General features: G+C 72.5%; 10 protein-coding genes. All 10 read right to left on the bottom strand.

What is annotated here, in order from left to right:
• Nucleotides 1-11 precede the first annotated feature (11 nt).
• Nucleotides 12-1,745 (bottom strand): ABC transporter substrate-binding protein, encoded by a 1,734-nt coding sequence (locus ACFEMC_RS09140; RefSeq protein WP_380175644.1) that lies wholly within the window; start codon nt 1,743-1,745, stop codon nt 12-14.
• Between the two features lie 234 nt (nt 1,746-1,979).
• Nucleotides 1,980-3,824 (bottom strand): ExeM/NucH family extracellular endonuclease, encoded by a 1,845-nt coding sequence (locus ACFEMC_RS09135; RefSeq protein WP_380175642.1) that lies wholly within the window; start codon nt 3,822-3,824, stop codon nt 1,980-1,982.
• A gap of 178 nt (nt 3,825-4,002) precedes the next feature.
• A complete protein-coding gene (locus tag ACFEMC_RS09130; protein ID WP_380175640.1) occupies nt 4,003-4,284 on the bottom strand; it encodes a hypothetical protein in 282 nt (93 codons plus the stop codon).
• Nucleotides 4,285-4,382: 98 nt separating this feature from the next.
• Complete coding sequence (pyrF, locus tag ACFEMC_RS09125; protein WP_380175638.1) at nt 4,383-5,243, bottom strand: orotidine-5'-phosphate decarboxylase; 861 nt, start codon at nt 5,241-5,243, stop codon at nt 4,383-4,385.
• Nucleotides 5,240-8,557, bottom strand: coding sequence for a carbamoyl-phosphate synthase large subunit (gene carB, locus ACFEMC_RS09120; RefSeq protein WP_380175637.1), 3,318 nt, complete (start codon nt 8,555-8,557; stop codon nt 5,240-5,242). Before carB ends, pyrF begins: the two co-directional genes overlap by 4 nt.
• Nucleotides 8,557-9,771 (bottom strand): glutamine-hydrolyzing carbamoyl-phosphate synthase small subunit, encoded by a 1,215-nt coding sequence (gene carA / locus ACFEMC_RS09115; RefSeq protein WP_380175635.1) that lies wholly within the window; start codon nt 9,769-9,771, stop codon nt 8,557-8,559. Before carA ends, carB begins: the two co-directional genes overlap by 1 nt.
• Nucleotides 9,768-10,298 (bottom strand): ABC transporter permease, encoded by a 531-nt coding sequence (locus ACFEMC_RS09110; protein WP_380175633.1) that lies wholly within the window; start codon nt 10,296-10,298, stop codon nt 9,768-9,770. The genes carA and ACFEMC_RS09110 overlap by 4 nt, the downstream gene beginning before the upstream one ends.
• Nucleotides 10,295-11,581, bottom strand: a complete 1,287-nt coding sequence (locus tag ACFEMC_RS09105; protein WP_380175631.1) for a dihydroorotase — start codon at nt 11,579-11,581, stop codon at nt 10,295-10,297. Before ACFEMC_RS09105 ends, ACFEMC_RS09110 begins: the two co-directional genes overlap by 4 nt.
• Nucleotides 11,578-12,537: an aspartate carbamoyltransferase catalytic subunit gene (locus ACFEMC_RS09100; protein WP_380175629.1), complete on the bottom strand. Its 960-nt coding sequence runs from the start codon at nt 12,535-12,537 to the stop codon at nt 11,578-11,580. The genes ACFEMC_RS09105 and ACFEMC_RS09100 overlap by 4 nt, the downstream gene beginning before the upstream one ends.
• Nucleotides 12,537-13,097: a bifunctional pyr operon transcriptional regulator/uracil phosphoribosyltransferase PyrR gene (gene pyrR / locus ACFEMC_RS09095; protein WP_380175627.1), complete on the bottom strand. Its 561-nt coding sequence runs from the start codon at nt 13,095-13,097 to the stop codon at nt 12,537-12,539. The genes ACFEMC_RS09100 and pyrR overlap by 1 nt, the downstream gene beginning before the upstream one ends.
• Nucleotides 13,098-13,211: the final 114 nt, after the last annotated feature.

Genomic DNA, 13,211 nt, shown 5'->3' with positions numbered 1-13,211 from the left:
GGCCCTGCCCATCAGGAGCCGGAGACCGAGACGGTGTTCCACACCTCGTCCTGGACCGGGCTGGCGGTGTACCCGTCCACGCCCGGCGCGAACGCGAGCGAGGGCACGGGGCTGGCGATCGGGATGCCCGGCAGCAACGTCATGATCTGCTCGTTGATGTCCTGGTAGGCGCTCTCCTGCTCGGACTCGCTCGTCACCGTGCGGGCCTTGGCCAGCGCCTCGAACAGGCCGGGGTCGTTGAAACCCCACTCGTTCGTCTGCGCACCGAAGAACACGCCGATGAAGTTGTCCGGGTCGTTGTAGTCGCCCGTCCACCCCAGCAGGTGCAGGCCGTGCTGCGTGCCGCCCTGGACGGTGCCGAGGTAGTTCGGCGTCCACTGCTCCGCGACCGGGGTGGTCGTGATGCCGGCGGCGCTCAGCTGCTGGTTGATGGCGTTGTAGATGGTCTCGGGGTTCGGCATGTAGGGCCGGGAGACGCCCGTCGGGTAGTTGAACGGCACGTTGATGGCGCTCTGTCCGGCCTCGGCGAGCAGCTGCTTGGCCTTGGCGACGTCGTAGTCGTACGTCGTCACGGACTCGTTCCAGCCGATGACGTTGTCCGGCATGAACTGCGTGGCCGGCTTGGTGCCCGACGGGAGGGCGTTCTTGATGACGGCCTCCTTGTCGATGGCGTGCGCGATCGCCTGCCGCACCTTGAGGTCGCCGAGCGGGGCGTAGGCCTGGTTGATGCCGAGGTAGAGGATGTTGAACGCCGGCCGGTTCTGGATCTGGAAGTCGGCCGACTTCAGCGTCTCGACGTCGGCGGGCGCGACGAGGTCGTACCCGTCGATGTCGCCGTTCTGCAGCGCCTGCCGGCGGGCCGTGCCGTCACCGATGACCCGGATGACTGCGGTCGCGACCTTGGCCTTGTCGCCCCAGTACTCCTCGTTGCGCTTGAGGGTGACCTGCTGGCCGCGTTCCCACGCGCTGAACGTGAAGGGGCCGGTGCCGACCGGGCCCTTGGTGGCGTACTCGCTCTGCCGCGGGTCGGCCCCGTTCGCGCCGTTGCCGCCGCCGGCCTCGACCGCCCCGGTCTCCTGCATCGCGAAGGCCGGCAGGGTGAGGGAGGCGAGGAACCCGGCGAACGGGCTGGTGAGGTTCACGGTCACGGTGCCGTCGGAGTTCGCGGTCGCACCGGCGTAGAGGGACGTGCCCAGTGCGGGGTCGTCGTTCGTCTTGAACCCGCGGAAGATCGAGCGGTAGTAGTACGCGAGGTCCTCGCCCTGCGCGACGCCGCGCAGGTTGTACCAGCGCTCGAAGTTCGCCACGACGGCCGCGGCGTCGAAGGCCTTGCCGTTGGAGAACTTCACGCCCTCCTGGAGGGTGAACGTGTAGGACTTCCCGTCCTCCGACGTCTCCCACTTCGTGGCCAGCGACGGCGCGAGGTCGGTCGTGCCCGGCTTGGTGGAGACGAGCCCCTCGAAGATCTGCCGGGTGACGCGGAACGTCTCGCCGTCGGAGGCGAACACCGGGTCCAGGGAGTCGGGGTCGGCGGAGCCGCCGAACACGAACGTGTCCCGCCCGCTGCCGCTGCTGGAACCGCCCGAACCCCCCTCGTCGCGCTGGCTCTCGGCGCACGCCGAGAGCGTGGCCAGACCCGCCGTCGCCACGGAGGCGAGCGTGAACGCCCGCCGGGTGGGCCGGGCCGACGTGGAACCGGCCTCCGGGTCGTCCTGGGGCACTGCGGGCTGCGTCTTCGGCGACATCTACGTCCTCGTTCCGGCGTACGGTCCTGGAAGGTCCTGCTCGGGCGTGCGAGGGCAGACGCTAGGACATGCCTCAGTGCTCACCAAATCCGCCCCACCCTCGTCACACAGTTGTTACACGCCCGAGATGGAGCTGAGGAGTGCCTCACCAGAGACGGAACAGCTGAGCAGATTGCCGGGGACGCCGAACGGCCCCGGACGACTGCGCCCGGGGCCGTTCGAGGGAGGTCGGTCTCAGTCGCGCAGGTCGAGCCCGACGACGACCGGGTCGTGGTCGCTGGAGCGGAACGGGTCCGCCGCGTACAGCGCCGGGTCGCCGTCGTACTGGTAGGCACCGGACTCGACCGAGTTCACGTTCCAGTGCACGGCGCCGCTCACCTTGCGGGTGAGTTCGCGGGTGGCCAGGGCGTGGTCGAGCGAGCCGGACAGGGCGTCGAAGACGTAGCTGTGCCGGCCCCGGTCGAAGCGGCTGCCGAGGTCGGTCAACCCGTTGCGCCGCAGCTCCTCCACCGGGTCCTCCTGCGAGTAGGAGTTGAGGTCGCCGAGGACCAGGACGTCCGGGTCGCCGGTGCTGCGGCGCAGGGCGTCGACGAACCCCGCCAGCGAGGCGGCCTGCCGGACCCGGTCCCCGTTCCAGGCCCCCTGCCCGTCGCCGGTGTCGGCGTTGTCACCGGTCGCGGCGTCGCCGGAACCCTTGGACTTGAAGTGGTTGGCCACCACCGTGAAGCGGTCGGCCGCCGCGGGTCGACGGGTGCGCTGGAACGTCTGGGCCTGCGGTTCGCGCGCGTTGTCCCAGACCGTCTCGTCGACCAGGCCGACCGGGGCGCCGACCGGCGCCACGACGTCGTCCCGGTAGACGATCGCGTTCCGGATGACGTCCCGGTCGGTGCCGTACAGCTCCTGCGGCATCGGCACGTAGGACCAGTGCCCGGCCCGGCCGCTCGCGTTGAGCCGACGGACCAGGTCGGCGAGCGCCGTGTCGGCGTCGCCGGGGGTCAGGCCCGTGGAGTCGGTGTCCTCGATCTCCATGAGGGTGACGACGTCCGCGCCGAGGGCCTGGATCGCGGGGACGATCTTGCCGGCCTGGCGGTCGAGCCCGGCCTGGTCGTCGGCGCCGCGGGCGTTCGGGCCCGAGAACGTCAGGAAGTAGTTCAGGACGTTGAAGGCGCCGACGCGGACGTCACCGCCGACGCGGTCGGGGCGGTCGCGGCGCGTGTCCTGGCCGGCGAGCAACCCGTCCGCCGTCCCGTCGGCCGGCTGCAGGCGCCAGGCGTCGAACCCGTACCCCAGGACGACGGGTTCGCGCAGGCGGGCGGTGTCGCCGACCCGGACGGGCGTGTCCGGATCGAGGTAGGGCCGCGCGGTCGTGCTCGTGCGGGCGGTGCGGGCGTCGTCGAGGACGATGCTGCGCTCGGTGTTGCGCGCCGCGATGCGTTGCGCGGCGGGGGTGCCGGGGCGGGCGAGCTCGGTGGGCTGCACGAGGAGGCCACCTTCGGACAGGGTCAGTTCGCCGTAGCTGGTGAGGCCGTGAACCTCGCTGACGGTGAGCCGGTCGGCGGGAGCGACGAGCATCCCCTCGAGGCGTTCGCGGGCCGCGTCGTCGGCCGGGAGGTCGAGGCGCGCGGCGCGTGGGAGGTCCTTCTCGGACCCGTCGCGGCAGACGGTGACCGCCGCGCTGGTGGCCGAGACCTGGGTCTGGCCGCCGAACTCGCCCGCCGTCCCGGTCACGGCGACGGTGTCCCCGAGGTCGACCTGCGCGCCCGGGGCGTGCACGAAGACGCCGTCGGAGGTGCGGGGGTCACGGTCGCCCCGGTCCTGGACGGAGAAGCCGTTGAGTCCGGGCGTGTCGCCGACGACGGTGCCGGCGACGGTGACCCGCTGACCCGCCAGCGGGGTCGCGTCGCCGGCGCCCTGGACGGCGCCGATCGTGCGGGTCGGCGCCGGGCACGTCGCGGCCGCGGCGGGCAGGGCGGTGAGGGGCCCGGCGAGCAGGAGCGACAGCGCTCCCCCGGTCAGCAGCCGGCGGCGGGACGGGCGGGTCGTCGGGCGGTGCATGGCGGGTGCCTTCCGGTCGATCACGCGGACCGGGGCACCCTAACCACGCTCAGCAACCGCCTGGGGACCTCAGAGTGAACACCTGGCCGTCCCGGCGACGGAACGTTGACTCCCCGGGGACGATGATCGTCACCGGGGAGTCAACGTTCCTCCGGTGCGCGTGAGGACCGACCAGCCGGTTGCGGAGGGCACGGCGAACCGGTCAGAGGGGGACGCCGCGCGCGCTGTCGACGGTCATGCGCTCCAGCCAGGACCGCGCTTCGAGAGCGGCGAGGAGCTGACGCTCCCCGCTGGCCTCGCGCATCTCGGCGGGGGCGAGCTCGGCGACGGCGGCCACGGCCTCGTGCAGCACGACGACGGGGTCGATGGCGAGGTTCTGCAGGAAGGCCCCGACCTGCCGGCGCGCCTCGAGCTCGTCGTGCCCCACCTCGACCGCGGTGACGGTCAGCGCGGCGAGGCCGCGGGCGATCATGCGCGACGGCATCAGCGCGCCACCGGTCCGGTGGGACGGGCCGGTGTCGGTACACAGGTCGGGACACGGAGCAGGAGCACGTCACCCATCGTAGGCAACGGCTCCTCGGGTCACCCGGCGAGCGCTGCGGTGAGCCCGTCCGCCGAGCGGCGGGCGGCGTCGCGCAGGCCGGTGACCGACGGGCCGGCGGCCAGCACCTCCCGCGAGCTGGCGGCCAGCACGAGCCGTCGGGCGTTCCCGAAGACCTGCCGCAGGTCCTGCGCGGTCCCGCCCTGGGCACCGACCCCCGGGGCGAGCAGCGGTCCGTTGACCGCGTCCAGGTCCATCCCGAGGTCGGCCACCGCCGTCCCGACGGTGGCCCCCACGACGAGGCCGACGTCCCCGTACGGGGCCGCGCCCGCGTTCTCGGCGGCCGCGGCCTCGGCGACGGCCCGGGCGACGGCGCGCCCGTCGGCACCCACGGCGTGCTGGACGGCGGCGCCCTCGGGGTTCGACGTCAGCGCGAGGACGAAGACGCCCCGTCCGTGCTGCGCCGCGAGGTCGAGCAGCGGACGCAGCGAGCCGAACCCGAGGTACGGGGAGACCGTGACGGCGTCCCCGGCGAGCGGGGAGTCGCCGACGAAGGCGTCGGCGTACCCCGCCATGGTCGAGCCGATGTCGCCGCGCTTGGCGTCGACGATCGTCAACAGCCCCGCCGCGCGGGCGTCGGCGACGACCCGCTCCAGGGCCGCGACCCCGCGGGAGCCGTGCCGCTCGAAGAACGCCGCCTGCGGTTTGACGCAGGCGACGTGCCCGGCGAGGGCCTCGACGACGGTGCGGCCGAACCGCTCCACGCCGTCCGCGTCGTCGGGCAGGCCCCACGCCGCGAGCAGCGGCGTGTGCGGGTCGATCCCCGCGCACAGCGGACCGTGCGCGGCGACCGCCTCCGCGAGCCGCGCCCCGAACCGTCGAGGACCACCGCCGCCGCTCATGCCCGGAAGCCCTCCCAGGCCCCCACGAGCCGGGCGGTGTGCTCCTGCAGCGACGCCACCCGCAACCCCTCGCCGTGGCGTTCGGCCTCCAGGGTGGCCTCGATGGCCTGCACGGCCGCCGAGAGCTCCTGGATCGTGGTGATGATCGGGGAACCGACCGACGTCGCCGCCGCCCGGATCTCGTAGCCGTCCGCGCGGGCCTGGTCGCCGGAGGGGGTGTTGACGACCATCGCGATCTCGCCGGCGGCGATGCGCCCGACGATCGTCAGCTCGCCGTCCTCGCTCGTGCCCTCGGACAGCTTGCGCACGACGGTGCTGGCGATGCCGTTGCGTCGCAGCACCTGGGCGGTTCCCTCGGTGGCCACCAGCGTGAACCCGAGGTCGGCCAGGCGCTTGATCGGGAAGATCATGGCGCGCTTGTCGCGGTCGGCGACGGAGATGAACGCCGTGCCGCCGGTGGGCAGACCCCCGTACGCCGCGGTCTGCGACTTGCCGAACGCCGTCGGGAAGTCGACGTCGATGCCCATGACCTCACCGGTGGACCGCATCTCCGGGCCCAGCAGCGAGTCGACGACGACGCCCTGCGCGGTGCGGAAGCGCGCGAACGGGAGCACCGCCTCCTTGACCGAGACGGGCGACTCGGCCGGCAGCAGCCCGCCGTCGCCGTGCGCGGGCAGCAGTCCCTGCGCCCGCAGCTCGCGGATCGGGGTCCCCGCCATGAGCCGCGCCGCGGCCTTGGCCAGCGGGACGCCCGTCGCCTTGGAGACGAACGGCACGGTCCGCGAGGCCCGCGGGTTCGCCTCCAGGACGTAGAGGATGTCGGCCGCCAGGGCGAACTGGACGTTGAGCAGCCCCCGCACCCCGACGCCGCGGGCGATGGCCTCGGTGGCCGCGCGGACGCGCTCCAGCTCGGAGGCGCCGAGCGTCACCGGCGGGATGACGCACGCGGAGTCCCCGGAGTGGATCCCGGCCTCCTCGATGTGCTCCATGATCCCGCCGAGGTACATCTCCTCGCCGTCGAACAGGGCGTCGACGTCGATCTCCACGCCGTTGTCCAGGAAGCGGTCCACGAGCACGGGGCGCTCGGCGGAGACCTCGGTCGCCGTCGCCATGTACTGCTCGAGGGAGGCCTCGTCGTAGACGATCTGCATGCCGCGGCCGCCGAGGACGTAGCTCGGGCGGACGAGGACGGGGTAGCCGATCTCCGCCGCGATGGCCTTGGCCTGCGGGAAGCTCGACGCCGTCCCGTGCTTGGGGGCGACGAGACCCGCCTTCTCCAGCACCCGGCCGAAAGCCCCGCGCTCCTCGGCGAGGTCGATGGCCGCGGGCGAGGTCCCGATGATCGGGACGCCCGCCTGCTCCAGCTTCGCCGCCAGCCCCAGCGGCGTCTGCCCGCCGAGCTGGACGACGACGCCGGCGACCGGGCCGCAGCGCATCTCGGCGTGCACGACCTCCAGGACGTCCTCGAGCGTCAGCGGCTCGAAGTACAGGCGGTCGGAGGTGTCGTAGTCGGTCGAGACCGTCTCGGGGTTGCAGTTGACCATGACGGTCTCGTAACCGGCCTCGGCGAGGGCGAAGCTGGCGTGGACGCAGGAGTAGTCGAACTCGACGCCCTGCCCGATGCGGTTCGGCCCGGAGCCGAGGATGACGATGGCCGGCTTCTCGCGCGGCTGCGTCTCGTCCTCCGTGTCGTAGGAGGAGTAGTGGTACGGCGTGCTGGCCGCGAACTCCGCCGCGCACGTGTCGACCGTCTTGAAGACGGGCCGGATCCCGAGCGCGTGTCGGACACCGCGGACGACGTCCTCGTGCAGGTGCCGCAGTTCACCGATCTGCGCGTCGGAGAACCCGTGCCGCTTGGCGTGGCGCAGCAGCTCGGGCGTCAGCTCGTCGCTCTCGCGGACCTCGACGGCGATCTCGTCGAGCAGGAACAGCTGGTCGAGGTACCAGGGGTCGATCTTGGTGACCTCGAACAGCTCCTCCGGCGTCGCGCCGGCGCGGATGGCCTGCATGAGCAGGCCGATGCGCTCGTCGGTCGGCTGCTGAACGCGGTGCAGCAGGTCCGCGCGGTCCCCGACGGGCCCGGCCCAGCTGAACGCCGCACCACGCTTCTCGGTGCTGCGCAGCGCCTTCTGCAGCGCCTCGGTGAAGTTGCGGCCCAGGGCCATGGCCTCCCCGACGCTCTTCATCGTCGTGGTGAGGGTGGGGTCCGCGGCCGGGAACTTCTCGAACGCGAACCGCGGCACCTTGACGACGACGTAGTCGAGCGTGGGCTCGAAGCTGGCCGGCGTCACCGAGGTGATGTCGTTGGGGATCTCGTCGAGGGTGTAGCCCACGGCGAGCCGCGCGGCGATCTTGGCGATGGGGAAACCCGTCGCCTTCGAGGCCAGGGCCGAGGACCGCGACACGCGCGGGTTCATCTCGATGACGATGATCCGGCCGTCGACGGGATTCACCGCGAACTGGATGTTGCACCCGCCCGTGTCCACGCCGACCTCGCGGATGACGGCGATGCCGATGTCCCGCATGCGCTGGTACTCGCGGTCGGTGAGGGTCATCGCCGGCGCGACGGTGATCGAGTCGCCCGTGTGCACGCCGACCGGGTCGAAGTTCTCGATCGAGCAGACGACCACGACGTTGTCGGCGCGGTCGCGCATGAGCTCGAGCTCGTACTCCTTCCAGCCGAGGATCGACTCCTCCAGGAGCACCTCGGTGACCGGGGAGTGGTGCAGCCCCTGGCCCGCGATGCGGCGCAGGTCCTCCTCGTCGTAGGCGAACCCGGACCCCAGGCCGCCCATGGTGAAGCTGGGACGCACGACGACGGGGTAGCCGAGTTCGCCGGCCGCCGCCAGGACCTCGTCCATGGAGTGGCACAGGTGCGACCGGGCCGACTCGGCGCCGCAGCGCTCGACGACGCCCTTGAACAGCAGCCGGTCCTCGCCCAGCTTGATGGCGTCGACGTCGGCCCCGATGAGCTCGGCGCCATACTTCTCCAGGGCGCCGTTCTCGTACAACGCGATCGCGGTGTTGAGGGCGGTCTGACCGCCGAGGGTGGCCAGGACCGCGTCGGGGCGCTCCTTGGCGATGATGGCCTCGACCGTGGCGGGGGTGATGGGTTCGACGTAGGTCGCGTCGGCCATCTCCGGGTCCGTCATGATCGTCGCCGGGTTGGAGTTCACGAGGATCACGCGCAGACCCTCGGACTTCAGCACGCGGCAGGCCTGGGTGCCGGAGTAGTCGAACTCGGCGGCCTGGCCGATGACGATCGGGCCGGACCCGATGACGAGGACCGACGAGAGGTCGGAACGGCGGGGCATCAGGCGTCCTTCTCTAGGGTCGGCTCGGTAGTGTCGGTCGCGCCCTGGTCGTCGACGAGCTGCTCGGCGGGGGTGCCGTTCATGAGGTCGACGAACCGGTCGAAGAGGTAGGAGGCGTCGTGCGGACCGGCCGCCGCCTCGGGGTGGTACTGCACGGAGAACGCCGGCACGTCGAGGCAGCGGAGACCTTCCACGACACCGTCGTTGAGGCCGACGTGGCTGACCTCGGCGCGGCCGTAGGGGGTGTCACGGACCTCCCCTGCGGTGCCGTCGACGGCGAAGCCGTGGTTGTGCGCGGTGACCTCGACCTTGCGGGTGGTCAGGTCCATGACGGGCTGGTTGATCCCGCGGTGGCCGTACTTCAGCTTGTAGGTGCCGTAGCCGAGGGCGCGGCCGAGCAGCTGGTTGCCGTAGCAGATGCCGAAGAACGGGATGCGGCGTTCCAGCACCCCCTGCAGGACCTCGATCTCGTGGGTCGCCGCCGCCGGGTCGCCCGGGCCGTTGGAGAAGAACACGCCGTCGGGCGCGCCGCCGTCGGGGCCGGAGGTGAGGACCTCCTCGAGGCTGACGGTCGAAGGCACGACGGTGACCTCGATGCCGCGCTCGGCGAGGCGCTGCGGGGTCATCGACTTGATGCCGAGGTCGACCGCGGTGACGGAGAACTTCCGGTCCCCCACAGCCGGCACGACGTACTGCTCGTCCGTGCTGACGAGGGAAGCGAGGTCGGTGCCCGCCATGTCAGGGGCGCCCCGGACCTCGTCGAGCAGGTCGGCGGCGGGCCGGGCCGCGGCTTCGCCGGAGAACACCCCGACCTTCATCGCCCCGCGCTCGCGCAGGTGCCGGGTCAGGGCGCGGGTGTCGACGCCGGAGATCCCCACGACGCCCTGCGCGTCGAGTTCCTCGCCCAGGCCGCGGCGGGACCGCCAGTTCGACGGGACGCGCGCGGGGTCGCGCACGACGTACCCGGCGACCCAGATGCGCGCCGACTCCTGGTCCTCGTCGTTGTAGCCGGTGTTCCCGACGTGCGGGGCGGTCATGACGACGACCTGGCGGTGGTAGCTGGGGTCGGTGAGGGTCTCCTGGTACCCGGTCATGCCGGTGGAGAACACGGCCTCGCCGACCGTGCTGCCGACGCGGCCGTACGCCTCGCCGGCGAAGGTGCGGCCGTCCTCGAGGACCAGGACGGCGGGGGTCCTGCGCGTCGTGGTGGTCACTGGGCTCCTCCCGAACCGTCCGTGGGCTTCTGCTGGTCCTTCGTGCGCACGAGTTCCTCCACCTGCTCCGCGAACCTGGCGCCCTCGGCGGGGTGCCGCGGTTTGATCCCTGTGTCCACGACGCGCTCGCCCAGCTTCCAGCGCAGCACGACGAGACCCTTCTCCCGTCCCATCCACTTGCCGACCATGCCCGGCCCGTGACCGACGCCGACGATGTCGGCGGTGGGGATCACGAACGAGCGGGCGCCCTGCCGCAGCAGGCCCACACCCTCGGCGACGAACCCCATCGAGACCGCGCTGCGCGTGCCGAGACCGTGGGCCGCGATGCGGTCGAGGGCGTTCTCGGCGTCCGTCGTGGAGACGTAGACACCGTCGACGGCGTCGCGCAGACCCTTCCAGTCCCGGCTGCCCAGCGGTCGCGGGAACTCCTTCTTCTGCCGCAGCGCCCGGCCCCGGTAGCCCATGAACATCATGCGCCACAACAGGAGCAGCGCGAGGATCAGCACGATCGTCGCGATCCACTTCACGGCGTCACCAGCTCGGAGTCGAGCACCGTCGGCCGGCCGCGCAGGAACGTCGCGACGACCTTCCCGGGCAGTTCCATCCCGCGGAACGGGGAGTTCCGTCCGGCCGTGGCCATCGCCGCCGGGTCGACCGTCCAGCGGGCCGCGGTGTCGACGAGCACGAGGTTCGCGGGGTTCCCGACGTCGAGCGGCAACCCGTGCCCGGCCAGGCGGCCGATGCGCGCGGGGGCGCTCGACATCCGGTCCACCAGCGTGTCCCAGCCCATGAGCCCGGTGTCGACCATCGTGTGCTGCACGACGGACAGCGCGGTCTCCAGCCCGGTCATCCCCATCGCCGCGGCGGACCACTCGCAGTCCTTGGCCTCGACCGGGTGCGGGGCGTGGTCGGTGGCGACGATGTCGATCGTCCCGTCGGCCAGCCCCTCGCGGACGGCCTCGACGTCGGCCTGGGTGCGCAGCGGCGGGTTCACCTTGTAGACGGGGTCGTAACCGCGGACCAGTTCGTCGGTGAGCAGCAGGTGGTGCGGGGTGACCTCGGCCGTGACCTGCACCCCGCGCTGCTTGGCCCAGCGGACGATCTCGACCGAGCCGCGCGTGGAGAGGTGGCAGACGTGCAGGCGCGAACCGACGTGGTCGGCGAGCAGCACGTCGCGGGCGATGACCGCCTCCTCCGCCACCGACGGCCAGCCGCGCAGGCCGAGGACGGCCGAGACCGTGCCCTCGTTCATCTGCGCGCCCTCGGTGAGTCGCGGCTCCTGGGCGTGCTGGGCGATGACGCCGTCGAAGGCCTTGACGTACTCCAGCGCGCGCCGCATGAGGACGGCGTCGGAGACGCAGTGCCCGTCGTCGGAGAAGACGCGGACGGCGGCGCGCGAGTCGGCCATGGCCCCGAGCTCGGCGAGCTGCTGGCCCGCCAGGCCGACGGTGACGGCGCCGACGGGGCGGACGTCGACCCAGCCGGCCTCCTCCCCGAGCCGCTGCACCTGCTCGACGACCCCGGCGGTGTCGGCGACGGGGAGGGTGTTGGCCATGGCGAAGACGGAGGTGTACCCGCCGCGGGCGGCGCTGCGGGTGCCGGACTCGACGGTCTCGGCGTCCTCGCGGCCCGGTTCGCGCAGGTGGGTGTGCAGGTCGACCAGGCCGGGCAGGGCCCGCAGCCCGGTCGCGTCGAGGACGGTCGCGTCGTCGGCGGGCAACCCCGGTCCGACGGCGGCCACCACCCCGTCGGCGAGCAGGAGGTCGGTCTGCCCGCTCCCGACCGTGACGTTCTGGATCAGGGTCTTCACGCGTCCCCTCCCGGGAGCTCGCCGGCCAGCAACAGGTACAGGACGGCCATGCGCACGGCGACGCCGTTGCCGACCTGCTCGACGATGGTGGACCGCACGGAGTCGGCCGCCTCCGCGGAGATCTCCAGACCGCGGTTCATCGGGCCGGGGTGCATGACGATCGTGTCGTCGGGCAGCATCCCGAGCCGCTCGCGGCCGAGGCCGTAGCGGCGGCTGTACTCCCGCGCGGAGGGGAAGAACGACCCCTTCGAGGCGTCCATCCGCTCGGCCTGGACGCGCAGCATCATGACCGCGTCGGGTTCGCCCCGCAGCAGCGTCGCGTCGAGGTCGTGCGAGGTCTCGCACGGCCACGCCTCGACGCCGACGGGCAGCAGCGTCGGCGGCGCGACGAGCGTCACGTGCGCGCCGAGGGTGTGCAGCAGCAGGACGTTGGAGCGCGCGACGCGCGAGTGCAGGACATCGCCCACGACGACGACCTTGGCGCCCGCGAGGTCACCGGTCCCGCCGCGCAGGTGGCGGCGCATCGTGTAGGCGTCGAGCAGGGCCTGCGTGGGGTGCTCGTGCGTGCCGTCGCCGGCGTTGACCACGGCGCCCTGCGTCCAGCCCGCGTGCGCGAGGCGGTGCGGCGCACCGGAGGAGCCGTGCCGGACGACGACCGCGTCGGCGCCCATGGCCTCCAACGTCAGCGCCGTGTCCTTGAGGCTCTCGCCCTTGGAGACGCTGGAGCCCTTGGCCGAGAAGTTGATGACGTCGGCGCTCAGCCGCTTGGCGGCGGCCTCGAAGGACGTCCGCGTCCGGGTGGAGTCCTCGAAGAAGAGGTTGACGACGGTGCGCCCGCGCAGGGTCGGCAGCTTCTTGACGACGCGGCGCTGGGTGGCGGCCATCTCCTCGGCGACGTCCAGGACGTGCACGGCGGCGTCGCGGTCCAGGTCGGCCGCGGACAGCAGGTGCCGCATCAGTTCCCCCCACCGGTGATGAGGACGGCGTCGCGCCCGTCGAGCTCGGTGAGCAGGACGCTGACCCGCTCGGCCGACGACGTCGGCAGGTTCTTCCCGACGTGGTCGGCGCGGATCGGCAGCTCGCGGTGGCCCCGGTCGACGAGGACCGCGAGGCGCACCGCGCGCGGCCGGCCCAGGTCGTTGAGCGCGTCGAGCGCGGAGCGGATGGTGCGCCCGGAGTACAGGACGTCGTCGACGAGGACCACGACCTTGTCGTCGATGCCGCCCGGCGGCAGCTCCGTCGGGAGCAGCGCGCGGGTGGGGTGCCGGCGCAGGTCGTCGCGGTACATGGTGACGTCGAGGGAGCCGGTCGGGACGGTCGTGCCCTCCACCTCGGCGAGACGGGCCGCGAGCCGGCGGGCCAGCGGCACTCCCCTCGTCGGGATGCCGAGCAGGACGAGGTCGTCCGGGCCCTTGTTGGTCTCGAGCAGCTCGTGCGCGATGCGCGTCACGGCACGGGCGATGTCCGGGGCCTCCAGGAGCACCCGGGCGTCGTGCCGTTCGGGGACAGCGTTCACTGCTGACCTCCTTCCCCGCCTCACGGGACGGATCCTTAAAGGACGTCTTCACCGGCCCTGCACGGAGCGTGCGCGTGGCGCGGTGGTCACCGGCGACCCTACAGGAGCACGCTG

Source organism: Kineococcus sp. DHX-1 (assembly GCF_042473625.1).
GTDB lineage: Bacteria > Actinomycetota > Actinomycetes > Actinomycetales > Kineococcaceae > Kineococcus.
Note: the sequence above shows the minus strand (reverse complement) of the source record. Positions and strands in the feature narration are given on the sequence as shown.

Coding starts and splice junctions, on each gene's coding strand:
- ACFEMC_RS09140 (WP_380175644.1), bottom strand. CDS start 1,745: ATGTCGCCGAAGACGCAGCCCGCAGTGCCCCAGGACGACCCGGAGGCC.
- ACFEMC_RS09130 (WP_380175640.1), bottom strand. CDS start 4,284: ATGCCGTCGCGCATGATCGCCCGCGGCCTCGCCGCGCTGACCGTCACC.
- pyrF (WP_380175638.1), bottom strand. CDS start 5,243: ATGAGCGGCGGCGGTGGTCCTCGACGGTTCGGGGCGCGGCTCGCGGAG.
- carB (WP_380175637.1), bottom strand. CDS start 8,557: ATGCCCCGCCGTTCCGACCTCTCGTCGGTCCTCGTCATCGGGTCCGGC.
- ACFEMC_RS09100 (WP_380175629.1), bottom strand. CDS start 12,537: ATGCGGCACCTGCTGTCCGCGGCCGACCTGGACCGCGACGCCGCCGTG.